Origin of the sequence: Paenibacillus shunpengii (assembly GCF_042684905.1) — a bacterium.
Classification (GTDB): domain Bacteria; phylum Bacillota; class Bacilli; order Paenibacillales; family Paenibacillaceae; genus Paenibacillus; species Paenibacillus shunpengii.
The window spans coordinates 317,025-340,833 of record NZ_JBHUMJ010000003.1 but is presented as its reverse complement, the minus strand read 5'-3'; the positions used below and the strand labels follow the sequence as shown (position 1 = coordinate 340,833).

18 protein-coding genes are annotated in these 23,809 nt (G+C 47.1%); 8 read left to right on the top strand and 10 right to left on the bottom strand.

The window, feature by feature from the left end; translation table 11 throughout:
• Positions 1-103 precede the first annotated feature (103 nt).
• The gene (locus ACFSVM_RS15860; RefSeq protein WP_379263304.1) at positions 104-697 is read right to left on the bottom strand and encodes a DJ-1/PfpI family protein; all 594 of its coding nucleotides are present in this window, start codon (positions 695-697) and stop codon (positions 104-106) included.
• Between the two features lie 177 nt (positions 698-874).
• On the opposite strand from ACFSVM_RS15860, the gene ACFSVM_RS15855 reads away from it, so the two are divergent.
• Complete coding sequence (locus tag ACFSVM_RS15855) at positions 875-1,921, top strand: NAD(P)/FAD-dependent oxidoreductase (RefSeq protein WP_076314939.1); 1,047 nt, start codon at positions 875-877, stop codon at positions 1,919-1,921.
• 159 nt (positions 1,922-2,080) lie between these two features.
• A complete protein-coding gene (locus ACFSVM_RS15850) occupies positions 2,081-4,096 on the top strand; it encodes a beta-galactosidase (protein WP_379263302.1) in 2,016 nt (671 codons plus the stop codon).
• 137 nt (positions 4,097-4,233) lie between these two features.
• On the opposite strand, the gene ACFSVM_RS15845 is transcribed toward ACFSVM_RS15850, so the two are convergent.
• Both ACFSVM_RS15845 and ACFSVM_RS15840 read right to left on the bottom strand, forming a co-directional pair.
• Positions 4,234-5,349: an MFS transporter gene (locus ACFSVM_RS15845; RefSeq protein WP_379263300.1), complete on the bottom strand. Its 1,116-nt coding sequence runs from the start codon at positions 5,347-5,349 to the stop codon at positions 4,234-4,236.
• Positions 5,350-5,532: 183 nt separating this feature from the next.
• The gene (locus tag ACFSVM_RS15840) at positions 5,533-7,506 is read right to left on the bottom strand and encodes a glycoside hydrolase family 127 protein (protein ID WP_379263298.1); all 1,974 of its coding nucleotides are present in this window, start codon (positions 7,504-7,506) and stop codon (positions 5,533-5,535) included.
• Positions 7,507-7,649: 143 nt separating this feature from the next.
• On the opposite strand from ACFSVM_RS15840, the gene ACFSVM_RS15835 reads away from it, so the two are divergent.
• From ACFSVM_RS15835 to ACFSVM_RS15825, 3 genes are all read left to right on the top strand, one after another.
• Complete coding sequence (locus tag ACFSVM_RS15835) at positions 7,650-8,519, top strand: helix-turn-helix transcriptional regulator (protein ID WP_379263296.1); 870 nt, start codon at positions 7,650-7,652, stop codon at positions 8,517-8,519.
• Between the two features lie 154 nt (positions 8,520-8,673).
• A complete protein-coding gene (locus ACFSVM_RS15830) occupies positions 8,674-9,207 on the top strand; it encodes an RNA polymerase sigma factor (protein WP_379263294.1) in 534 nt (177 codons plus the stop codon).
• The gene (locus ACFSVM_RS15825; RefSeq protein ID WP_379263292.1) at positions 9,194-10,318 is read left to right on the top strand and encodes a DUF4179 domain-containing protein; all 1,125 of its coding nucleotides are present in this window, start codon (positions 9,194-9,196) and stop codon (positions 10,316-10,318) included. The genes ACFSVM_RS15830 and ACFSVM_RS15825 overlap by 14 nt, the downstream gene beginning before the upstream one ends.
• Positions 10,319-10,450: 132 nt before the next feature.
• On the opposite strand, the gene ACFSVM_RS15820 is transcribed toward ACFSVM_RS15825, so the two are convergent.
• Complete coding sequence (locus ACFSVM_RS15820; RefSeq protein ID WP_076314712.1) at positions 10,451-10,687, bottom strand: DUF6953 family protein; 237 nt, start codon at positions 10,685-10,687, stop codon at positions 10,451-10,453.
• Positions 10,688-10,979: 292 nt separating this feature from the next.
• Here ACFSVM_RS15820 and ACFSVM_RS15815 point away from each other — a divergent pair, with 292 nt between their 5' ends.
• A complete protein-coding gene (locus ACFSVM_RS15815; RefSeq protein WP_379263290.1) occupies positions 10,980-11,840 on the top strand; it encodes a YitT family protein in 861 nt (286 codons plus the stop codon).
• A 58-nt stretch (positions 11,841-11,898) separates the two neighbouring features.
• Here the strand turns inward: ACFSVM_RS15815 and ACFSVM_RS15810 are convergent, their stop codons facing one another.
• From ACFSVM_RS15810 to ACFSVM_RS15800, 3 genes are all read right to left on the bottom strand, one after another.
• A complete protein-coding gene (locus ACFSVM_RS15810; RefSeq protein WP_379263288.1) occupies positions 11,899-13,245 on the bottom strand; it encodes an amino acid permease in 1,347 nt (448 codons plus the stop codon).
• A 224-nt stretch (positions 13,246-13,469) separates the two neighbouring features.
• Complete coding sequence (locus tag ACFSVM_RS15805; RefSeq protein ID WP_076314714.1) at positions 13,470-13,952, bottom strand: DUF456 domain-containing protein; 483 nt, start codon at positions 13,950-13,952, stop codon at positions 13,470-13,472.
• Between the two features lie 126 nt (positions 13,953-14,078).
• Positions 14,079-14,546: a macro domain-containing protein gene (locus ACFSVM_RS15800; RefSeq protein ID WP_379263285.1), complete on the bottom strand. Its 468-nt coding sequence runs from the start codon at positions 14,544-14,546 to the stop codon at positions 14,079-14,081.
• Positions 14,547-14,741: 195 nt separating this feature from the next.
• Here ACFSVM_RS15800 and ACFSVM_RS15795 point away from each other — a divergent pair, with 195 nt between their 5' ends.
• Together ACFSVM_RS15795 and ACFSVM_RS15790 are read left to right on the top strand one after the other, a co-directional pair.
• Positions 14,742-15,506, top strand: coding sequence for an ABC transporter ATP-binding protein (locus tag ACFSVM_RS15795; RefSeq protein ID WP_379263283.1), 765 nt, complete (start codon positions 14,742-14,744; stop codon positions 15,504-15,506).
• Positions 15,488-16,237, top strand: a complete 750-nt coding sequence (locus tag ACFSVM_RS15790) for an ABC transporter permease (protein ID WP_379263281.1) — start codon at positions 15,488-15,490, stop codon at positions 16,235-16,237. The genes ACFSVM_RS15795 and ACFSVM_RS15790 overlap by 19 nt, the downstream gene beginning before the upstream one ends.
• Before the next feature lie 80 nt (positions 16,238-16,317).
• Here ACFSVM_RS15790 and ACFSVM_RS15785 read toward each other — a convergent pair whose 3' ends face one another.
• The 3 genes from ACFSVM_RS15785 to ACFSVM_RS15775 form a co-directional block, all read right to left on the bottom strand.
• Positions 16,318-19,518, bottom strand: coding sequence for a glycerophosphodiester phosphodiesterase family protein (locus ACFSVM_RS15785; protein WP_379263279.1), 3,201 nt, complete (start codon positions 19,516-19,518; stop codon positions 16,318-16,320).
• 477 nt (positions 19,519-19,995) lie between these two features.
• Positions 19,996-21,039 (bottom strand): LCP family protein, encoded by a 1,044-nt coding sequence (locus ACFSVM_RS15780; RefSeq protein ID WP_379263277.1) that lies wholly within the window; start codon positions 21,037-21,039, stop codon positions 19,996-19,998.
• A gap of 283 nt (positions 21,040-21,322) precedes the next feature.
• Positions 21,323-23,695, bottom strand: a complete 2,373-nt coding sequence (locus ACFSVM_RS15775; RefSeq protein ID WP_379263275.1) for a carbohydrate-binding domain-containing protein — start codon at positions 23,693-23,695, stop codon at positions 21,323-21,325.
• Positions 23,696-23,809 lie beyond the last annotated feature (114 nt).

Below are 23,809 nucleotides of genomic sequence, written 5' to 3'. Positions count from 1 at the left end.
GCTTGATTCTCAGACTGCAGCTTTCGTAGACCGCAATTTTCGTAGACCGCAATTTTCGTAGACCGCAAAAGCCCGGAGTTCCCTATCGGAACGCGGGCTTGAGCTAGATATCAATGTCATATTCCATTCTCTTCGCCGTCTGTCTCGCTGTCTCTTGACCACAGAAGCGCGATACGAGATGGAAGGACATATTAATACCTGCCGATATCCCCCCTGAGGTTACAATATCTGCTTCATCCACATATTTAACACCCCGCAGCACCTCTACTTCTGGAAACTCCTGCTCGAGACGCTGAGTATCCATCCAGTGGGTTGTAGCCTTTCTGCCGTCCAGCAATCCAGCTTGAGCCAATAATAGCGCTCCCGTGCAGACTGAAGCCATTACAGTGACCGAATTCTTCTGCTCTCTGATCCAGCTGATCACCTCCGGATTGTGAATTTCGATCTCCTCTGCTCCTTTCCCTCCTGGAATGATCGCAATGTCGAGCTTCGGATGGTTTGTCAGGAGATAATCACTTTTCACTTTGAGCCCATTTCGTGCGGAGAGCAGCTCATCCTTCTCTGAAATCGTGATCACGTTGAAGCATTTTTCTCCGCTATCTAGAGCGCTTGCGAGTGAAAACACCTCGAAGGGTCCTGCAAAATCGAGAACCTCCACCTCATCAAATAACAGAATTCCTACTGTCAGCTGCTTCATGGTACTGCCCCCTTTTATAAGAACTTATCATCTAATATATTCTCATAGATTACTATAAAATAGTTCTTCTATACCAGATATCAATTGACGATGATAATCGTTATCAAATATAATAAGCGAAGATAAACCCGATAGGCAATTGTACAACTGACTATGCGGAAAGAAGGAACGTAAATGATGAGCGAACAGCTTGAATTATATGATGTGACAATAATCGGCGGGGGTCCTGCCGGTATGTATACTGCTTTTTACAGTGGAATGAGAGATTTGAAGACCAAGCTGATTGAGGCACGGGAAGAGCTGGGCGGCCGAATTCTGATCTATCCCGAGAAGATGATCTGGGATGTGGGCGGATTAACCCCTACTCTCGGTAAAGACCTGATTAAGCAACTGTCTCAGCAGGCCATGACCTTTGATCCGACGATTGTACTGGGACAGCATATTACCGGGCTGGAGCGTCAATCGGACGGCACCATTATTCTGACATCAGCAACAGGCGAGCGTCACTGGACCAAGACCGTTGTCATGGCCATCGGCTATGGTATTCTCGAAATGGCGAAGCTCGAAATTGAGGGTGCAGACCGCTACGAAGTAAGCAATCTGCATTATACGGTACAGGAGCTGGAAGTATTCCGCGGCAAGCGTGTGCTCATCTCCGGCGGCGGTGATTCTGCCGTGGATTGGGCGAATGCATTGGAGCCGATCGCAGAGAGTCTGATCGTCGTTCATCGGCGGGATCAATTCGGCGGTCATGAGCGCAATGTGGTGAAGATGAAGGAATCCTCCTGCATGGTGCGCACGCCTTATGCTATTGATTCACTGCACAGTGCGAACGGAACGGATATTAACGAAGTGAGCATCCGCCATGTGGAGACAGGTGAACAGGAACGGATCGAAGTCGATGCCGTCATCGTTAATCATGGGATGCGCTACAATTTTGGCCCGATTCGAGAATGGGGCATTGAAATGGGAGATTGGACTTGCAAAGTAGGGAGCAGCATGAACACGAACATTCCGGGTGTATTTGCTGCAGGTGATTTTGTGGATTTTGAAGGTAAGGTGCGTCTCATCGCAGGTACATTCACTGATGCCGTAAGTGCACTGAATGGAGCGAAGCTGTACATAGAGCCTGAAGCTGATAAATACGCCTACGTCTCCTCCCATAACGCGAAATTCAAAGAGAAAAACAAACAGCTCGGTGTTGTGGAGCAACACGAACACTAAGATAAGACCGGTCCTTCTTGAGAAGGCACCGGTTTTTTTGTCTGCAGGATATAAGGACAAGATATTGATATTTCGTGCTAAAATGCTGCAAGAGTCTCAAGCGCTTGAACCTATAGTATATAAGCATACGAGATTTCAATCGAAACGAGGAATGGTTATATGACACAATCAACAACAGCTTTCTCAAACGTTCAAGTCGGTGTCGATTATTATCCTGAGCATTGGGATGAGACCATGTGGGAGCAGGATGCCGCGCTCATGCAGACGACAGGTGTGAAGCTCATTCGGGTTGCCGAGTTTGCTTGGAGTCGTCTTGAGCCTGAAGACGGTCGATTTGATTTTGCCTGGCTGGATCGCGCGATCGATATCTTTCACCGCTACGGCATCCAAGTCGTCATCGGTACACCGACGAATACACCTCCACGCTGGCTTACGAGCATGCATCCAGATATTCTGCCTATCCAGCACAACGGAGATATAGTTCAGCCTGGTGTCCGAGGACATCGCTGCTTCAACAGCCCCTCCCTGCTCCAGTACAGTATCCGGATCGTCAGCGAGCTTGCCAAGCACTATTCTAAGCACCCGGCGGTATGCGGCTGGCAGATTGATAATGAATACTGGCTGCTGGAATGCCACTGCCCCTCCTGTAACACGAGGTTTCGAGAATGGGCAGAGGCAAGATACGCATCGCTCAAGGAACTGAATGATGCATGGGGAACGGTTGTGTGGAGCGGCGAGTACAGTGACTGGAGCGAGATCACCACTCCGCTCGGAGGGACAGCGAATCAGAACCCCTCCTTCCTGCTGGAGTATCACCGCTTTCAGTCCGATTCAGCACTTAGGTTCCAGCGTAAACAGATGGAGGTCATCCGTCAGTATGCGCCCGGGCATTTCATTACTCACAACTTCCACAGCTATCCGCAGAAGATGGATATCCATCTCATCGGAGCAGAGCTGGACTTCGCATCCTTCGACTATTATCCGAATACATCACCGGACAAGACTGCGACCGGCCCTTACAGCGGAGCGTTATCTCTCGATCTGACCCGCGGCATTAAACGCCGCAACTTCTGGATTATGGAACAGCTCAGCGGACCTCCAGGCTGCTGGTTCCCGAATTGGCGTACGCCTTATCCCGGCTTTATTCGGGCTTTCTCCTGGCAGACGATTGCACGCGGAGCCGATACTGTCGTCCATTTTCGCTGGCGCAGCGCAATTCAGGGAGCTGAGCAATTCTGGCATGGACTCATTGATCACAGCAATGTACCCGGCAGAAGATTCAAGGAATTTGCAGATCTATGCCGGGAAGTGAACTCCGTTGCTGCACAACTGGAAGGAACAACCCTGCGAAATGATGCAGCTATTCTATACTCAAGTGACCAGCTCGTTGCCCTTGGCAACCAGAAGCCCGTCGATGGTTTTGACTATTATGAGAATATCAAAGCATGGCACAGAGCGTTAACGAAGCTCGGTATTGGCGTTGATGTCATCCATACGAAGGAAGCACTGGAGGGATACAAAATTCTCCTTGTCCCTCATCTCTATCTTCTCGATGACCATCTAGCCGGACGAATTGAGCAATTCGCAGCGAGAGGCGGTACCGTCATATTGACACATCGCTCAGGGGTTAAAGACCATTTAAGCGTTTGTCACATGCAGCCCCTTCCAGCGCTGCTGTCTAATTGTGCGGGTGTTGTTGTGAGTGAGTACGATCCTATCGGAAATGATGTCCATCACATCCGGACAAGTGATCAGAAGCAGTTCACTTCTACACAGTGGAATGATCTGCTCGAACCGGTCACCGCAGAAGCCATCGCATGGTATGCGGATGATTTTTACGAAGGGGTACCTGCTGTGACAAGGAACCGCTACGGTAATGGGACAGTCTATTATGTAGGAACCCAGCCTGACGATGCTTACATGGAACGACTGATTCAAGAAGCTGCCGAGGGAGCCGATCTACCGTACTACGAGAATCTGCCAGAAGGCGTGCAATTGTCTGTACGCCAGAACGAGACGAAGGCCTATCTCTTCGTGCTTAATCTAAGCCGGCAGGAAGCTGTCATTGATCTCGGGTATTCCTATGTCAGCTTATTAACCGCTGGCAAGCAGCCTTCCACCTTAGTCCTGCCACCGTATGGGGTTGAGATACTAAATATCTCCACACCATCCTGAAGTAAGAAAGTACAGGGATGATCACAGAGATAAGAAAGAGCATTGTTGTGCATTAAGCGCCAAGCAAAGAAGCCCGATCAATGATCAGGCTTCTTTTTATATTTTTAAACTTGGGGGTAATCCTTCCTTAGATGTTCTTACTTTTGCTGTGCGGGAATGAATAGAGCAATAATACCGAGGCCGGCAAATAGTGTGAAACTAAAAGGATAGCTTGACATTTCTATCGTGCTCCCGGCAATAAGAGAACCCAGGGACTGACCGATTCCTAATGCTAAGAAAGATAAGCTGACACCTAATGCTGGTAAGATGCTGAAGATTCTCGTCGCCCAAACAATAAATAAACCTGTAAGAAAGATATATGTGCTCCCGAACAACCCAGCTGAAATGTAAACTGTAACCTGATTAGGGACCGTAAGGAGCAGGATTGAAATCAGCATGACAACAAGAAGTAACCGGTACGACCTTGACAAGCCCAGCCTTTGTATGAAGCCCCCTGCAAATCCGCCCATTATGCCTGCTATACCTAATATAATCCAGAAAACAACACTCTCATTGGTCGTAAATCCATATTCACTGGTAATAAAGCTTCTGGAAAATGTCCAATATATAGACGAACTAATACCGATCACAAGAGACGCTGTAATCAAAAATTTCGCCTTGTTTATAGCCGACAGCCATTTTGTTTGTGAACGAGCGGATGACTTCTTATCTTGATCAGACGGGATAACCAAATAGTTCCATATCCATACGATGACAGCGATGAATGCAAAGAAGTAGTACGATAGCCGCCAATGCTCTGTAAATAGCAAAACAACAGGTCCTGTTAGAATAACACCAACACTGGTTCCACTATTGATCCACGTATTTCCTTGATCAAGCTCTTTATTGGACAGCGTATGCTGCGCCATCTGACTTAAGGCAGGTGAAGCCAATCCACTTCCCAAGCCTGCTACTAACATACTAATCACTAAATGTAAAAAAGATTGTGAAGCAGCAATGCCTAATAGTCCCAATACCGCTGTCATGCCAGCAATCAGATTCACCTTATACTGTCCTGCTCTCTCAATTAAGAATGAAGAAATTAGCAGAGCCAACGAATAGGATACATAAGCTGTTGATCCCACAATCCCACCTTCGCTCTCACTTAAGCCTAACGAATCGGATATATTGGGAAGAAATAGCCCAAAGCTTAAACGAGCCAATGCATAGGTCACTGCAATCATTCCCAGTGCAGGAAAAACAATTCTCCACATAATGAATGTTCACCTCATCTACAAAAGAATTGTATGAATCGCTATTTCTGTGGAATAAGAGTTCATTACCCTTTTATTTCTGAAATTAACTTTTTGAAAGAATACGCTGTTTCCAGAATAAGCATGAAAAAAGAGAAGCCAGATCATATCGATCTGACTTCTCATCCCTTCTAACATTTCTGACTATAGCTGTTCCTTTACCCAGACGGACATTTCGCCCATATCCCGGTTCGCCCAGGCATAATACGGGATGAACTTGATTTGTGCCTGCTTCAGCGGTACCGGCTCATCATATTGATACAGTGCTTGACCCCAATGATCCATATTCATCCGCAGCGCTTCTCCTGAGATGGCTACAATTCCCCCGGCAATGGCAGGATCATCGCTCACATACAGCTCGCTGTCCTGTGGCAGGATCAGCTGCTGAAGCTGCGCCCCATTATCTGCTTCCTCGATACAGTAGACGAACGGACCGCGCTGGAGTGCAACCTTACCCGCGTTTCCTTTGATCAGCGGATGACTTCTGACGCGCTTAATTGGCATCTCCATCACCAGCTCCACCCGGTCACCTGATTCCCATACACGTTCAATGACCGCATAACCATTCACTATCTTGTTTGTCACATCGTAAGCCTCGCCATTAACCGTCACCTGTACATTCGCTGCCCACTGCGGTATACGGAGTGCGATACCGAATTCTGCAGATTGATCTACTTCCATCTCGAAGCTGGCCTTGCCTTCCCAAGGAATGCTGGAATCCTGCTTCAGCACCATCTTAGTTCCCGCCACTTCAATCGCAGCTTCACCGCCGATGTATAGATGGGTATATACGGTCCTGTCCTGCACCGAATAAATATATTCACCGAGCGAAGCCAGCAGTCTTGCGATATTCGGCGGGCAGCAGGCACAGCCGAACCACTCCTGACGAACCGGCTTGATATGGTTGTAATTGTGGTTTGCGCCGCTACACACCTTGGGGTTTACCTCCAGCGGGTTGACATAGAAGAAGCGCTTGCCATCTCTCGACATCCCCGCAATGACGGTGTTGTAGAGCGCGCGCTCCATCACTTCCGCGTAAGCACTGTCAGGCTCAAGCTGCAGCATGCGCTGCGCGCTGAACACAAGACCGATGGAAGCACAGGTCTCGGAATATACCGTATCATTCGGCAGATCATAATCCACCGAGAAAGCCTCTCCCTGCGCCATGGAGCCGATGCCGCCTGTGACGTACATTTGCTTGGAGACGATATTATCCCATAGCTTCCGGCAAGCCTCAAACAGGGATGTATCGCCCGTTTCACGTGCAACGTCTGCCATACCGGCAAGCATGTATACGACACGTACCGCATGCCCCTTCGCTACATCCTGCTCCCTTACCGGCTTATGTGCCTGATAATAGGCCTCATCGAGCTGCAATTTGTTATTACTCCAGATCGTGGTCCAGCCCCTGCGCTCTGCTTCTGCCTCGAAGAAGCTTGGCTTCTGTCCTCTCTCATCTATGAAGTACTTGCTCAGCTCCAGATACTTCTTCTCCCCTGTCACTTCATACAGCTTAACAAGTGCCAGCTCAATCTCCTGATGGCCGTCATAACCTCGAATCTGATCCGGACCATACCCGAATACACGCTCTATGTCATCCGCCATACGGCAGCATATATCGAGCAGCTTGCGCTTGCCTGTCGCCTGATAATACGCAACACCTGCTTCGATCATGTGACCTGCTGTGTACAGCTCATGGCATTCCGTCAGATTCGTCCACTTCTTATCTGGTTCTTTAATGGTAAAGTAAGTGTTCAGGTAGCCGCTGGATTGCTGAGCATCTCCGATAATATCAATCATGCCGTCTGCAATCTGTTCCAGATCCGTATCCCGCTCATTGATCAAGAGATAGGCGACGGCCTCCAGCCATTTGGCCACATCGGTATCCTGAAACACATAGCCGTAGAATTCCCCTTGCTGAAGACCAGCAGCAATCTTAAAATTGCTCACCGCCCCGCTTCGCTCTGCACCTTCCACCCGGTCGTTAATCGCTTCCCACTGATAGGGCACAACCACATCCCTGACTAAATCTATGTAATAGCTCCAGAAGTCGTCCTTAATGCTTACTTGCTTCATGGATACCGGCTTTATTCTGTTCATGCCTGCAGTTTGTCCCATACGTATTTGCTCCTTTTCATCAGAAGTTGATTCCATTTACTGTTCGACTTCATTTTATGCGTTACAATAGAACAGGAATATAGCTGATACCAACCTGATTTTTATAAAATATCACACAAGCATAGAATAAGGAGCTCATGAATATGCAAGGGAATGGACATATCTATTTCGCCGCGCCTCCCCTGCCCTATTATTTGGAAAGTGGTGCGACAGAATATGCAGCCGGCGACCAGCATCCGAATCGTAACAACCTCGGGATCTTTGATCTGATTCTAGTGGAATCGGGCTGTCTCTACATCGGTGAAGAGGGTATTTCCTGGGCATTGACATCAGGGCAAACGCTGCTTTTGCTGCCGGACAAGCATCATTATCCTGTACAGCAGTCAACCGGGCATACCCGATTCTACTGGATACACTTTCAAACCATAGGAGAGTGGATGCAATCGGATCAGGAGGGATTTCATATGGATCAAAATGCACATTATGAGCGTTTCCTGACCTCACCCTACATGCTGCATCTGCACAAATCGTGGACCCTGCCCTATCCAGAACAAGCCTATCGGCTGATGAATAAGCTGAATGCAGCGGCAACCGAGCGTCAGTCCCGTGCATTTTGGACTCAGCAGCAGACCTTCGAGGAGCTTCTCCGATTGATGGATATACGTCAGAACGACGCTTTTGCAGGTCCGGTGATCGCGCTTGCGGAGCAAGTAGAGTCCTATATCAAGAACCATTACCGTTCCGAAATCACGAGCACTACGCTGACCGATGCCTTCAATTTTCACTACAACTACATCACCCGCTGCATGAAGCAGGTATATGGAGTAACTCCTGGAGAGTACTTGATGAAATACCGCCTGGAGCAAGCGAAGCTCCTTCTGCTGCAAACCGAATGGCCGGTTGCCGAAATAGCGGTTCAGGTCGGATTCGAGAATATCCCCTACTTCTCTGCCTGCTTCAGCCGGCATATCGGTGTGTCCCCTACCAAGTTCCGTAAGCAATATACGATATAAGAGCTGCTATAGTCAGCCCATGAGACGTGCCATGTCGCACGTCTTTCCTGCTTCCAGATGTCGTCGGATATAAAAAACAATAAAATTGTGACCACGGATCATGGTCGCCAGTCTAATTAATATCAAGACAAAAACAACGAAAGGAGCAAACGTTGTGGAGATAGCAGTTCTAGCCGCGAAGGCTGCAAAAGGCGATTCCGATGCTTTTGTTCAGCTCGTACAGCAATTGGAAGGATCACTGTATTATATGGCAAGATCCTTGCTGGGCAAGGAAGAAGATGTTGCAGATGCTCTGCAGGAAACGATATTAAAAGCCTTTAAATCCATATGCACTTTACGAGAACCGAAATTTTTCAAGACATGGCTCTTCCGAATTCTGATTAATGAATGTAACAATATTGGTTCCAAACGCTCCCGTACGATCGCTTACGCCGAAATACCAACCACAGCTGCTTCGATGGGCGGCTACGAAATGGTCGATCTAAGAGAGTCCGTTGAACGGCTTGAGGAGCCCCAGCGCACTGTAGTTATTCTTCATTATTTTGAAGACCTCCCACTCCGTCAGGTAGCTGAGGTTCTCAGCATTTCAGAGAGCGCCGTCAAGATGCGGCTGTCGAGAGCAAGGCAAGCGTTGAAGCACAGTTTACCCAATATCCAAGAAGGGAAGATAAACTATGGCAGCATTTAATATGGAGAAAGAACTTAACAAGGTTGACGTGAGCAATACGGAGATCTCACCCCTGGTCCGGGCAAGGCTCGATGAGACCTATGCCTCTCTGACAGTACAGAAGCAGCATACGACACGGAGGAGATCCTCCACCCTGCGCCGGGCCGTATTAACAGCGGCAGCTGCGGGTATATTGGGTGTCGGGGTGTTCGCTTCCGGCTTCATATCTCCCGTGATGGCAGCTTCCATTAAGAGTATTCCCATTATCGGAAGCCTCTTCAGCATCATTGAGACAGACAGCGGCCTTCGTGCCGGTGGAGAGCTCGGACTTGCAACTAACGTTAACGATGCCGTGTCTTATGAGGATGTAAAGCTCGAAGTCACAGAGACGCTGTATGACGGCACACGAGCGGCTTTTATTGTGAATGTAACTGCACCGAATTTGGATAACGGAACCTATGATAATGGCAGGAAGACGATGAAGCTTAGCAATGCGATTGAGAATGTAACTCTATCCATTAATGGCAAGACTGAGGGGGAAGCCGCTTCTGTATTAGAAGGAGGACTCTTCTACGGAGGTGCGGGTGAGGCGCATCCGAATACGCTTGTATTCGAACAAGTTCTGAATCCATCAGATACGAGCAGCTTGCCAGACCGCTTTACCTCGAAGGTCAGCATCAAGCTGGATGGAATAGATCATGAGTTCAACGTGGATGTCCCTTTTGAGAAGAACAATGTAGAAACCATCGCGCTTAATCCTAATACTGCCGTGACGAAAGAGGATCTTACCTTTGGCGTTGCAAATGTTTCCGTATCCCCTATTACGACCCGTTTGACCACATCCATAGCACTTAATAGTGCCAGCTCATTGACTCAGCGTGAGGAAGAGCGTTTACGTGAGATTGGGATCGCGGTCTATGATGATCAAGGCAGACAGCTGACCGCATTGTCCGGGGATGGAGTATATGAGGGTAACCGTCTTATTTTTGACCGGCGCTATGCAACTACCACGGGTGAGAGCAAGTACCTCATCATTAAACCTTTTATAATTAAGGATGACTTTGCAGAGGATGTGCAGAAAGATCAGTTCATTGCAGGACTGGAAACCAAGATTGACCTGTCGGGGAACTGAGAAAGTAACTGTTGCTCTAAAATAACAGAGTTATATAGAAAACAGACTGCGAAATGCAGTCTGTTTTCTTGTGTTTTGTGTTTTGTGCTTTGTGTTTTGTGCTTTGTGTTTTGTGTTTTGTGTTCTGGATTCTTACGTCCAAGCCCAGAGAAATCCATCCCGATCCCAGGCAATTCTTCCTTTATGCAGCTTACGAAATGCCTTCTTCACTTCCTTCTCCAAGGAAGCATTTCCATTCTCATTCACATATACAAACTCTTCTCCAAAGTGCTCTCGTACATATTCAATCGCCTCTGTCTGATAGAGATTCCCTTTGAACCGGATCGTCTCTACCATCCATTCAGCAACCTGCTGTGGTGTATATTCCATATATTTTGATTTCTCCTTGAGCTGCCACTTATTTTATCCCATACGACTTCACGATATTAATCCTACACATCATGTATATTTCTTATGATGAACTTTCCTTTGCTTAGACATTCGTGATAAAATTAAAAGATGTGCCATTTGATACATATACAATTGAGAATGATACAGGATGCTCCTATTTTAATCCATCATCTCCTGTAAATAAAGATTTTGCGTCAATCTAGATCTTCTACAGATGAAATGGCAGGATGCAAAATCCTTAAATATATTAAAAACAAAAAAGGAGAGTTAAATGAAGAAGCACGGATTGCTGGAACACATTCGCAAGATCATTATGATTATTATTGGGGCAGTCATCACTGCTTACGGGCTGGAAGCCGTACTCATTCCAAACGATGTAATCGACGGTGGTGTGACAGGTCTCAGTATCATGGGATCCTCTCTGTTCGGACTTCCGCTTGGCGTATTCCTCTTCGTCTTGAATATTCCTTTTGTCTATCTCGGCTATAAGCAGGTCGGCAAGACCTTTGCCTTAATGAGTGTTGTTGGGATTGTTGCTCTGTCTATATCTACGGTGGTTCTGCATCATGTGGATACGATTCTGGGACCGGAGGACCCGCTCCTCGTTGTCCTGTCCGGCGGAATGCTGCTCGGGATCGGAATCGGTATTGTACTTCGTAACGGGGGTGCCCTCGATGGCTCTGAGGTACTGGCTGTTCTCGTATCACGCAAGATTCCTTTCTCTGTCGGAGATATTATTCTATTCCTTAACGCCTTCGTCTTCATTGCGGCAAGCTTCGTGTACAGTCTGGAAAGTGCATTATACTCTGCTCTGACCTACTACATTGCGAAGAATGTGATCGATATCATCCAGGTCGGTCTCGAAAAATCCAAATCGGTACGTATTGTCAGTCAAAAATCGGTGGAGATCGGGGATACCATCCAATCCCGCCTGGGACGAAACGTAACCTACACACCTGGCAGAGGCGGTTTCTCCAATGAACAATCCGATATCCTCAACTGTGTCATCAACCGAATGGAAGAGAACAAGCTGCTGACCATCGTAAAAGACATTGACGAAAGTGCCTTTGTTGTCATCTCGGATGTATCAGAGGTCCGCGGCGGTAACTTCAAGAAACGAGACATTCACTAGTTTACACAATACAAAAGCCTGTCCATTCAGCTATTCGGCTGTTGGACAGGCTTTGTTGTTATTTCGTATCCGGTTTACGGAACTTCACGATCGATGTGACGATCAGCACCACCAGTACAGCTAAACAAATACTGATGCTGAAGCGGTTCTGGTCATCAATCAGGAAGCCGCACGCAATCACCGACAGGCAGATAATCGTAAAGGTCGTAATGTACGGGTAGCCCCATACCTTAAAGGACGGCTGTATAGGATACTGCTTCCGCAGCTTAAGCTGGGATGAAGCAATGCAGATCCACACGAGCAGCACAGTGAAGCCTGGCACAGCCATGAGAATCCGGAACAGCTGATCCTGTGCAATCAGCCCGAGCATCGACCCCCCGATCAAAATAACAGCACACAGCAGCAGTGTATTATAAGGACTGCCCTTGCGGCTTGTTTTGGTCAGCGCCTTCGGTGCTTCTCCTGCTGCTGCCATGGAATAGAGCATCCGGGATGCCCCGTAGATTCCCGAATTCGCGGCAGAGAGCACCGCTGTAATCAGCACGAAGTTCATAATGTGAGCGGCCCCCGTAAGTCCTGTAGAGCTAAGCACCTGTACGAAGGGACTGCTCTCCGGACCAAGCTCATTCCAGGGAATGAGACCGCAGATAATGAGAATCGGCAGTGTAAAGAACAGGATGATCCGTAAAATAAAGTTGCGAACTACCTTCGGCAGAACCCGTTCTGCGTTCTCTGTCTCCGTGAGCGTCAGACCGATCATTTCCGATCCACCATAGGAGAACATGACAACTAACAGTGCAGAAAATATGGAGGTCCAGCCGTTCGGCAGAAATCCGCCATGGTCCGTATAATTGCTAAGGAATGGCGCTTCGCCGCTAGGAATGATGCCAAAGATCAGCGACACACCCAGGACAATAAAGATGATGATCATCGTCACCTTAATGCCGGCAAACCAAAATTCAAACTCACCAAAGGTGCCGACACTAAGTAAATTAATAAAGATCACGATCGCCGCACAGCCCAAGCTGAGCATCCACAGCGGCACATCCGCAAACCAATATTGTAAGAAGCTGCCCGCCGCGATAATCTCGATCACGCATACAGCCAGCCACATGAAACAGTACATCCAGCCCATGATAAACGAGACTCTCTCGCCAAAAGCTTCCCTTACAAAATCCCTCATGTTGCGATTCGGATAGACCGTAGCCATTTCAGCCATGGCCGTCATTACGACGAGAAGCAGCAAGCCCGCAATGATATACGTGAAGATAACGCCTGGTCCTGCAAGACCAATCGTTTCCGAGCTTCCTTTGAAGATGCCGGTGCCAATGACACCACCCATCGCCATCAGGCTGATATGTCTAGGCTTCAGCTTCTTCTGTAATGATCCTTCTGTATTTCCCATTCGTATCCTCCCTGATGCATTTCATGCTAGTCTTCTTATTGCTGTATCTGTCTTTTTCACAAATGTATTTCTCAGTATATCCTATTCTTCTGTCGGAAGCACTCAGAAATCCGCTGCTTACCATAATCTGCAGCCCTGTGCCTCCCCGCCTCCAATTATAAAAAAACAAGAGACGCCTTGAGCGCCCCTTGCTTGAAAGTCCCTATATCAAGTTGCTATCCGCCCTATATGATTGCATCGAGAATGAACCATACGATCATCAGCAGCTGAATAAGGATTTTGGCGATGCTTCCTCCGAGGAATCCAATGATAGTTGCAAAGCCGACTTTGACCGATTTCGAGGCATCCTTGTGAATGATAAACTCGGTTACCAGCACGGCTAGGAACGGCACAAGCAGAATCCCGAATGGCGGAAGGATGAACGAGCCTACAATGGTCGCAATGGCTGCGATCGTCTCCGAGGTCTTCGATCCTCCGTACTTTTTAACGAAATAGCTGTTCGCTATGATATCCGCGGCAATAATAACGACTGTTAGTATCGCCATACTAACCCAGAACCACCAGGACAGCTCCTCTGAATTAATGAGGAATTGATAAATGGCGAAGCCACCCCATATGGCCAAAACAGACGGAATGATCGGATACACAATGCCGACGAAGCTAAGTATGAATAATACAATAATTAAGGTCCACCACAAAAAATCCATCTATGTACCTCCCTTAGAACCTATGTTTATCTTAGTTTATGCCATTTAAGCTTATTTTAAAAATAGTCCCAAGACGGTTTCTGGGCTAGACCTCCGTCCAGGATGAATACAGAACGAGTTCCCGCATCAGCCCTTCTCCTCCATATCCACGATCGAGTATAAGGTTACGGGATAGTTCATAAATACCCTCTGAAGCATTCGGTATACCTCATTCCAATCCGTCCCATTACGATCCGCACCTATCCTGTAAGGCAGTGCAATAGAGAGATCCCGGGCTTCTGCGTAGGTGCGAAGCTCAGTCAACGCCTGCTCCAGTGCCTTGATGCTCGTCAGCTTTTTTCGAAAAAAGCTCTTCTTATAATGCTTCTGTCCAAACAGGTTCGCTATGTACTTATCCTTCGTCTTCACAATCTGCATCTGCCCAAGCGGAGAAATCTCACTGTTCGTCAGTGAAATATAGGCGGCGTAAACTTCAGGGTATTCATCTCTGATCTGTTTGGATATTCCGCTGCGCATGACCCCCCTACAATTCACCTGGTGACCAATAATGTCTTCTGCAGCCTTAAGGAGCTCGCCCTTCTCGAATGTAATCATCCTTTTACTCTCCTGTTTAAAATAATAAACATAGTTTATTCGATATGAAACCAAGCGAATCCATTTCTTTTAATATATAAAGCGGTATTATGAAATGGATTCAAGTGCTATATATATCGGAAAAAGCATCCTATCAACTTAATGGATCTGCTAAAATTAATAGGTACGCGAACAATGGAGAGGAGTCTCTGGGATATGTCCCATCTATTAAATTTACAGCGGTTGACCAAATATATCGGCACAACAACCCAAACGATGCTGTTCTCGGGCGTCGAAGCTCAGGTGGAGCAGGGCGAACGCATCGCTGTCATCGGCGCTTCAGGACAGGGCAAGAGCACTCTGCTCCGAATACTGTCTTTACTGGATAGTCCTGATGAAGGTGAAATGGAGTGGAAGGGTGTTTCTTATCGGCGCTGTGATCCGCGAGTGTGGAGAATGAAGATCACTTATGTCGCACAGCATCCCGTGATGCTGCCCGGCAGTGTTGAGGATAACCTCAGAATGGTTCATTCCCTGCATAAAGTCCCTTACGACCAAGCACTTGCACAGCGCCTGCTGGAGCGAAGCGGCCTGTCTGCACTGGATATACAAAAGCGGGCATCTGATCTGTCTGGCGGAGAGAAGCAGCGAATCGCACTCATTCGTTCTATGATGCTGCGTCCGGAAGCCCTGCTGCTGGATGAAGTCACTGCATCCTTGGACCCGGCAAATGCAGATCTTGTGGAGCAGCTGCTGACGGAATGGAGTGATCAAGAAGGAACGACACTGATCTGGGTCACGCATGATTTGAAGCAAGCCCGCTCATTCAGCACGACAACCTGGTATATGGGCAGCCAAACCCTGCTCGAACGTCAGCCGACAGCACTGTTCTTCTCTCGGCCAGACACAGAAGCAGCCCGCCGTTTCATTACCCAATCTATAGAATCCGATAAGGAGGAGCCATGTCCTTCCTTGCACTAAGCTTCACGATTGTATTTGTCATGGTGACGATGCTGATCTCCGTCTGGCAAAAGCTCGATTTGGAGAAGGATATAGCTATTGGAACCATACGATCAGCCATACAGCTGCTTGCTGTCGGATACATCCTGCAATATATTTTCCATTCCGAGCATCCTGCGCTGATTCTGCTTATCGTTACCTTTATGATCACGGTCGCTTCAATGAATGCAGGTAAGCGGGGACAAGGCATTCGGGGTGTCCGCTGGAAGATCGCTTTGTCCATTCTGACAACAGAGCTGCTCATGATGGGACTTCTGCTCGGACTGAACATTATTGAACCGACGCCAAGGTATATTATTCCTATCAGCGGAATGACGATTGGTAATGCCATGGTTGTATCCGGCTTGTTCCTTAACCATATGAAACGTGAAATGGAGACTTCCAAAGGCGAGATTGAAACCCTGCTTGCTCTTGGCGCTGCGCCTAAACGGGCGATTCAGGATGCACTTAAGCGTTCCGTTAAATCCAGCATGATTCCGACCATCGATGGCATGAAGACGGTGGGGATCGTCCAGCTCCCGGGAATGATGACAGGAATGATTATCGCAGGTGCAGATCCGATCGAGGCTGTCCGGTATCAGATCCTAATCGTATTTGCGTTCACAAGCTCAGCTGCAATCACCAGCATCTTGCTCAGCCAGCTCACCTATCGAGAATGGTTTACTTCAGATATGCGTCTTCGCGATCTGTGATCTGCTTGTATTATTAATGACAGAAAAAAAACGAAGGCTTTCGCCGTTAGACCTGGCGATAAGCCTTCGCTTATTAGGAATTAATTGACTTTCACATTGTTCTTCAGGCTGATATTGCCGGCTTTATCTGCTGCGTATACTGTCAACACGTCACCTTTTTCCGAGTTCTTTATTGATACTAAAAATTCTCCTCTTCTATTCACCGATGCTTTTCCAACCAACTTTTTGCCGTTGTACACATAGACGGTAGTGTCTGACTCAGCCTTTCCACTCATCTTTTTTATTGTGATTTCATTAACTTCCGGCATGGATGGTGGTGTTTTATCGATAATCTTGATTTTCACAAGAGAACTCGTATTACCCCCTTCGTCAACGGCATAAACAGATAGCTCTGTGCCTGCCTTTTGTGCTGGGATATTTATAGAGAAGTTACCCTCGCTATTCGTTGTTGCTTCACCTAATACGGTTTTCCCTGCTTTCACATACACAGTAGATCCAGCCTCTGCTGTACCACTCACAGTGGTTGAATTGTCTCCAACAGGGTTTACTTTAGGTTTTGCAGGAGGTTTGTTATCCGCTTTAACCGTAATCGTTATTGGTTGTGTATAAATGTTGTATGATTTGTCTACTGATACTTGTTGTGTATAACGCAGCATCGCATGAATTGTTCCTTCCGCTTGAGCAGTTACCACATTCCCATTAACTTCAACTTTATCTTCTCCATCAATAACAACAATTTCAGGCGCAATATCCTTTGTCTGACGATCATAGGTTTCAATCATTGCCTTGATTTCGGTGCTTTCACCTGCATTTAGTTTGAACTCGGCTTGCTTCGGCGTAATACGAGATGCCCACTCAGAAGCCCAATGAGCATAATCAGTTGTTAATCCATAGATACCAAGTAAAAAGTGATCTGTAAATAGCGCCTCATCTCTGTACGTCCAAGGCCATACGGTCACACCACGGTGTTTAGCCGCTTCCAAAAAGTTTACACCTAATCCGCCATAGCTTGTATTAAAGGTAGAATTCAAATTTTGTACGGTATTTAAAGTAGAACGTAAGGATGGGTACACGTCTGTTTCATTCGCAATTCCGCTCGTTAAGTAGCCGATGGACATGCCCGGCATCTGCTCAGCTAATAATAGCAATTGAGATGCATTAAATGAGATCACAGATACTTGATTCTCTACGCCCATTTCTTCAATAAGGGTTACCAATTTATCAATGATAGCTGGATTACCGGTTTTGATCTCAACAATGTGCTCGACATCTTTTTTGCCTTTAAATTCTTCAAAAAATTGCCTCAGTGTTGGAATCCTTGCGTCAGGATAAGCTTCTGGAAATTGATCATTCGCAAGAAATTGTTCCAATTCTGCAAGAGTATAACTTTCCACTTTTCCGGTTCCATTCGTTGTCCGATCAATCGTTTCATCATGCATGATGACGATATGTCCGTCTTTGGACAGATAGATATCGTTTTCAATATGAGTTGCACCTTTTTCATAAGACAGCTTGGCGCCTTCCAATGTATTCTCCGGTGCAAGTCCAGGTATCCCCCGATGAGCAAAAATAAACGGTGTTCGAGCAAGGGTCACATTCTCATCATAAAAGGATAAAGCGTTAACTGCTTCTTTATACTGATCCGTAACCATTCCGTTCGTGCCCGATGTAATCATGCGGTGAATATCTACATTTGTTGCAGCTGTGTTGGAGTCTTCTTCCACCCATACCGTCATTAATTTTTTCTGTAGGTAGGAGATATTTTCGATACTTCCTGCACTTTCCGGCAAGAGCACAATTTTCGCTAAATGGCTGTTGGTTGTCCTCCGAATGTCCATCAATTGTTCTTCGCTGAGTTCACCCGAAACAGGATATTCAATAATACCGCGAATAATAGGATAAGCTTCTCTTGTCTTCTTCACCAGCTCCGGACGATCAGACAGTACAAAGGCATCCTCAAGGTCAATACTCTTCAAATAATCTGTTAAAGGAACAATCGTAGCTTCTTCTTCAATCGCGAAGGCTGGAATTACGGTCTGATCCAATGTTTCTATCACTGATCCGAGCTCATCAATAACGCTCCCTGCTTCATCTGTTACTTGCAGGCGGCTGTTGACATGGAGAATGGCTGTGGCCGGACGCGTGCCTTCCACTATAGATTGCAGATCTTCACTTGAATCTACTTCTGTAACGATTGTCGGTGCAAGGGAAATGTTCGTTTCCGGTTCTTCAACATGAGTGAAGTTATCACCGGGCTGGACTACCTCAGGCAACGCCTCTGTGTGGAGTGTTACTTTGATATTATCCACCTTTGTTAAACTACCAGCGGCTTGGAATCCAATTCTTCCGGTTGAATAATGGGTTGCAAGATCTGTATCAATGAGTAATTCATCATTTATTAATTCCTGCACTCTGTTACCTTGAGCAATCACTGTATATCGGTACATTTGATCCGCAGCGATTGCCTCACTGAATGAATTTTTGGCAGCAACGTTCCATGCGTTTTCTGGAGTTCTTTCTGCAAATTCAACCCCGTTCGCTGCTGTTGCATTTTGACGGACAGCCATTTGATAGTAAGGGTAGCTATGGTTCTGAACACGGTACATGATTGAATGCCAACGGCTGTTATCATTTGCAGCTAGGTGGCTAACATCTGCTTCTATTTTATAATTACCGAACAAGCCCAAATATTCGGGAAGTAGTACGCCTTTGCCCCCACTGTTATTGCCTCTTCCATCAATTTCAAGGGCTCCGGACTTCACACTAATCTCTTCATCGGTTGTACTGCTAAGCTTAGACCAATCCTGAGGGATACTTCCATCTGCAAGGTCATTAAAATCTTCTTCATAGAGGACATATTCTTCCTCATCCTCTCCTTTAACTACCAGAAGTACATTAGCAGAAGCTCCTTCTCTTGTAACCGTTAATGGATAAACCCCATTTTGATGGGCAGTCATCGTATCTTCTGTGATCTCTATTGCATCACGATTCGAAGTCCAGGTTAGCTTGTCCCCAGTAATCTGTTCCTCGGTCAAGTCATCGTAGGCTGCATTCAATATAATACTATTTAAGGAAATTGCTTGTCCGCTTGTGGCTAACACATAACCTTTTTCATGGGCTAAAGACTTTATGGCTGCTTGCCCATTCACTTCTTGTACTTCTGGATTCTGATAAACCGCTTCGCTAACCGTAGCTGCGTTTGCATTGATCGTATGATATGGCAATGTACTAAATAATAGTGTGAAACTGAAGGGTACAAGAAAGTACATCCGCTTCTTCATCAAATTCTCTCCTCTAATAAGATTATTCTTCGGGTCTTTTCATTTATTTGACTGTCATTCTAGATGAATTTTTGTAATCTCCCTCCCCTTTTTCTATATGGAACGTGTAAGCATGTAACGAGCTTCACAGTAATGCTAGCAATCTTATGTAAACAGCCATGTATTATCTTGTAAATGAGGAAAAGATAGGATTTATGTAATAGGGATACCCATTGTCTTAGTTTCAGATGTCCAAACTTAGAGGTAGCAAGTGCTTATAATCACAGAAGAATAGAAGAATTCAATACACTTGGACTGATGTTCGCAGGAGGGCCCCAGTACCATTTAATTAACATCTTGAATAATTAGTACTTTAGATTTATTTACCAACAATTTACAAAACATAAGTATCCTGCATTTGTCAGTAAATAGAAAAAGCCTGCGGTTCCCGCAGGCTAGGGTTGCTCAAGGTAAGTGTTAACCACCTTTATCATATATCTAATAAGTGACCTTCTCACTCGATTCCTCTAGACTCATGTCGTTATCGTCTATCCTATTCTCAGGCACTTCCTCCGTTTGAGCATCCGCAGGCTTCAGCACATCCTTTACGTAGCTCTTGAGCTCCTCCTCGTCTCTAACTGTAAGAACCGCTGCTCCGCCAATTCTTTCTTCCTTGAGCAGGCTCATCGGCGGAATCTGTTCGCTGCCTTGGAGCGTGCTCTGGTATCCGAGCGAGGCCAGCTTCCAAATATCATTAAGGGACAGATTCGTATCTATATAAGGGTTGATCTCATTTAATATGGACGGAAGCTTGGCGATGGAGGAGGAAGTCAGCATTTTGTCCGCTATCGCCTTCAACAGCTCCCGTTGACGCTCCGTTCTGGCGAAATCTGACATGGCATCATGCCGAAATCTTACATACATGAGCGCTTTCTCTCCATCCAAATGCTGCATTCCTTGCTTCAGATCGATATCATATTGATGATTATCCGCCTTGCTGACGTAATACAGATCCTTCTCTACTTCAAAATCCACTCCACCTAGAGCGTCTACAAGCTTGATGAAGCCCTGAAAATCAGTGTATACATAATATTGCACCGGAATGCCGAGCAGATCGCTCGCTGCCTGCATCGCAACATTCGGACCATGGGTGATGGCCGTATTAATTCGATTGTTGTTATAGCCCGGAATTTCAACGTAACTATCCCGCATGAGCGAGAACAGAGAGATCTTCTTCGCTTCGGGATCAAGAGAAGCTACCAGCATAGCATCTGAGCGAGGAATCTCTCCCTCCTTCATGCCTCTGGCATCCACGCCCATAATAAGAATATTGACGACCTCATCACCTTCCCATACGGGCGGCTCGATCGTCTGCTCCTGATCTATATGTTCTATATTATGAAATGGGGAGCTTTCTCCTTCCTTTTGCAAGCCTTGAAGCTCCTTCACTATTGAAGAGACATAGACTCCTCCGAGAGCAATGGCACCAACAACGATACAGAGGATAATCGTCAGCGTAAATCGCTTTGTTCTTCTGGTCATAGATTTGCTGTTCCTTTCACAACGGGGATAAGCTATTTTTGTTTAACTTACAAGATGAACAATTTCATCTTACCAAAGGATCAAATTGATTCTTACTTACTATATTGTAAGATCACGATCAAACCTTTCATTTAGCACGGCCTCTTCTCGAAGAAAAACAGCTTAACACCGCTGCATGAAATAAGCCCAGGCAGCTCCATCATATCTGTAGCTGCCTGGGCTGTATATACTACCCGTATGCTATTAATAATCGTTCTTTTGGCTATCGCCTGTTTAAGATAATCTATCTTCTGCCGCCGCCAAAGCCGCCGTTCACATTCCCTGTTGTTACGCCTGACTCATTCAGCCATGTGGTAGCTGTTTCCCCAAGCTCGAACGACACGACCTCGCTTCCGCCTTCGTAATTACCTGTCTTATACCATCCGCCTGTAACGTCTTCACTGGAGCTTCCTCCGGAATAGAGGGTGTAGGTCTTTCCTTTCTCCAGATCCGGTGAGCTAATGACGACAAACTGATAATCCTTAGACGGTTCAAAAGTCACGATCGTGTTGCCTTCACTGTCTTCTAGATGAACCAGCGTTCCTGCAGCCTGTGTTTCAGGATAAGTCATCGCAATCGAGAGCTGAGTGGATTCATCAGATAATGCCTGTGCCATACCTGATGTGCCGGCTCCGATCAAGTAACCCCCGCTCATGTCAAATGTGCTGCCATAATCCAGTGTGCCATTTCCGTTATTGGTTGGACCATTTACGATTACGGTACCATCCGTCATTGTAATGGAACCATTGGCGTCAATCCCATCACCGCCGGCTTCGACGGTGAGAAGTCCGCCAGAGATAGTCAGCTTCGCATTCTGATTGCCTTCCATTCCGCCGCCGAATCCACCGCCGCCAAAGCCGCCTTGCGGCGGAGTTCCGCTTGGCATCTCACCATCCGCTGGAGGCTCCGGCATCTCGCCATTCGCAGGAGCTTCCGGTCGTTCGCCCGCTGCAGGCGCTTGTTCACTTGTTGTACCCTGTGCTTCATCCCCTGCAGAGGAAGCTTCTGGAGTTCCGGTTGCGGAAGCATCCGCTTCACCTGCGGTTGTTCCTGCTTCGGATGTTTCTGTTGTTTCCGCAGCGGCGTCTGTGGTCTCGGTCGTCGTATCTGTACCGGACGCATTCACTCCATCATCGGAGGAGACTACATAAGTCTTACCGCCGGAGATTGAAATATCTGCTCCTTCCAGTCCTTCGTAGCTTGCGGTAATGTCCATTGTTCCGCCAGAGATGGATAGCAGAAGGTCCGCATGCACCGCATCATCACCTGAGGCAATACTGAACTCTCCACCTGTGATCGAAATATTCTGATTGCTGTGAACCGCATCATCGGCTGAATCCATCGTAAATGTTCCGCCATTGATGACCATATCCCCGCCTGCTTTGACCCCTTTTGCACTCGTCGATTCTTCCTCAGCGGCTGTTGTATCCTCTGCATTGTCAGCATCTGCAGTGGAGGCGGCTGTGTCCGTTGCTGTACTTGCCGGCGTGCTTGTTGCTGCTGCCGTGACCACCGTACTGGCCGTATTCGTGCTGGTTGTATTCGCTGTGCCTGCTGCTTCATCTGTATTGTTGCTTGCTTCATCTGATGGAGTCGCTGTATCCGAAGGCGCTGCAGGTGCAGACTCTCGGTTCCATTCCCCTCGCATCATGCCGCCATTGCCATTCATTCTCCCTTGTCCCATTGGATTGCTCTCGGTCTTCACCTCAGCGTTCGCACTGCCGCCGCCAGTGACAAGGTTATACGTACCGCCATTAATCAGCAGTGATTTCTCCGATTGAATTCCGTCATTCTCAGCTTCTATCTTAAAAGTACCGCCAGCGATCGCGATGATCCCTTTGTCCTCATCTTCATCATTGGTCGATTTCATGCCGTCTCCACCGGCCTTGATCGTCACGGTACCGTTCTCGGCAGCCAGCCGGTCACGACCTACGATCCCGTCATCCTCGGCATGGATGTCGATGGTGCCTTCTACTATTTTCAAGTCGTCCTTGCTCGTGATTCCATCTTTATAGTTAGCTGTGATGGATAAGCTGCCTGTACCGTTGATGCTCAGATCATTTTTGGCAAATACAGCCGCACTCGGCTCATCGCTTGCTTCGTCCTCATAAACATATGTTTTGCCGTCCGTCACTTTATTTTCAGTTCCATCCTCCAGTGTGATGACGGTCTTTCCCGCACCTTTGCTGTAAATCGCCGCACTGTCGCTGTCTGTAATATCGACACCGTTCAGAACCAAGTGCACCAGCTCTTCCTCTGCCGTATCCACGATGATCTGCCCATCACTGAGCGTTCCGCTGAGTACATAGGTACCCGGGCTCGTAATGGTCACAGATCCTTCGACAGCTTCTGCACCCGTACCGTTAATTTGAGCACTTGCTCCATCCAGCTCAATGGTTACGGCACTCTCTGCACTCCATTCGGTGTTACGGTCCTCCTCATCGAAGGTAATCATATCCTCCAGCTTCAAGCTCGCCAGCTCGGCTGTTGCCTCATTCGCGGTGCCTGCTTCAGCTGTTCCTGTATCGTCGGTCGCTGACGCATCACTGCATGCTGTCATCAGCGCAGCACATAAGAATACGACGCTAAGTCTGTTCGCTATGCTTGTCTTTTTCATTTTATTCATCCTTTCTGGCGCTCGCAATTTGGCCCTCTCTCTCCGGTTGGCTCCGCCAAAAGTCGTTCGATTTCCAAATTCCTCGCTAAGTATTTTTAGGCTCGAATTTCATTT

Bases quoted from the DNA above. Each gene is read 5' to 3' on its own strand.
- ACFSVM_RS15860 (WP_379263304.1), bottom strand. From the start codon at position 697: ATGAAGCAGCTGACAGTAGGAATTCTGTTATTTGATGAGGTGGAGGTT.
- ACFSVM_RS15855 (WP_076314939.1), top strand. From the start codon at position 875: ATGAGCGAACAGCTTGAATTATATGATGTGACAATAATCGGCGGGGGT.
- ACFSVM_RS15850 (WP_379263302.1), top strand. From the start codon at position 2,081: ATGACACAATCAACAACAGCTTTCTCAAACGTTCAAGTCGGTGTCGAT.
- ACFSVM_RS15845 (WP_379263300.1), bottom strand. From the start codon at position 5,349: ATGTGGAGAATTGTTTTTCCTGCACTGGGAATGATTGCAGTGACCTAT.
- ACFSVM_RS15840 (WP_379263298.1), bottom strand. From the start codon at position 7,506: ATGGGACAAACTGCAGGCATGAACAGAATAAAGCCGGTATCCATGAAG.
- ACFSVM_RS15835 (WP_379263296.1), top strand. From the start codon at position 7,650: ATGCAAGGGAATGGACATATCTATTTCGCCGCGCCTCCCCTGCCCTAT.
- ACFSVM_RS15825 (WP_379263292.1), top strand. From the start codon at position 9,194: ATGGCAGCATTTAATATGGAGAAAGAACTTAACAAGGTTGACGTGAGC.
- ACFSVM_RS15820 (WP_076314712.1), bottom strand. From the start codon at position 10,687: ATGGAATATACACCACAGCAGGTTGCTGAATGGATGGTAGAGACGATC.
- ACFSVM_RS15815 (WP_379263290.1), top strand. From the start codon at position 10,980: ATGAAGAAGCACGGATTGCTGGAACACATTCGCAAGATCATTATGATT.
- ACFSVM_RS15810 (WP_379263288.1), bottom strand. From the start codon at position 13,245: ATGGGAAATACAGAAGGATCATTACAGAAGAAGCTGAAGCCTAGACAT.
- ACFSVM_RS15805 (WP_076314714.1), bottom strand. From the start codon at position 13,952: ATGGATTTTTTGTGGTGGACCTTAATTATTGTATTATTCATACTTAGC.
- ACFSVM_RS15800 (WP_379263285.1), bottom strand. From the start codon at position 14,546: ATGATTACATTCGAGAAGGGCGAGCTCCTTAAGGCTGCAGAAGACATT.
- ACFSVM_RS15795 (WP_379263283.1), top strand. From the start codon at position 14,742: ATGTCCCATCTATTAAATTTACAGCGGTTGACCAAATATATCGGCACA.
- ACFSVM_RS15790 (WP_379263281.1), top strand. From the start codon at position 15,488: ATGTCCTTCCTTGCACTAAGCTTCACGATTGTATTTGTCATGGTGACG.
- ACFSVM_RS15785 (WP_379263279.1), bottom strand. From the start codon at position 19,518: ATGAAGAAGCGGATGTACTTTCTTGTACCCTTCAGTTTCACACTATTA.
- ACFSVM_RS15780 (WP_379263277.1), bottom strand. From the start codon at position 21,039: ATGACCAGAAGAACAAAGCGATTTACGCTGACGATTATCCTCTGTATC.
- ACFSVM_RS15775 (WP_379263275.1), bottom strand. From the start codon at position 23,695: ATGAAAAAGACAAGCATAGCGAACAGACTTAGCGTCGTATTCTTATGT.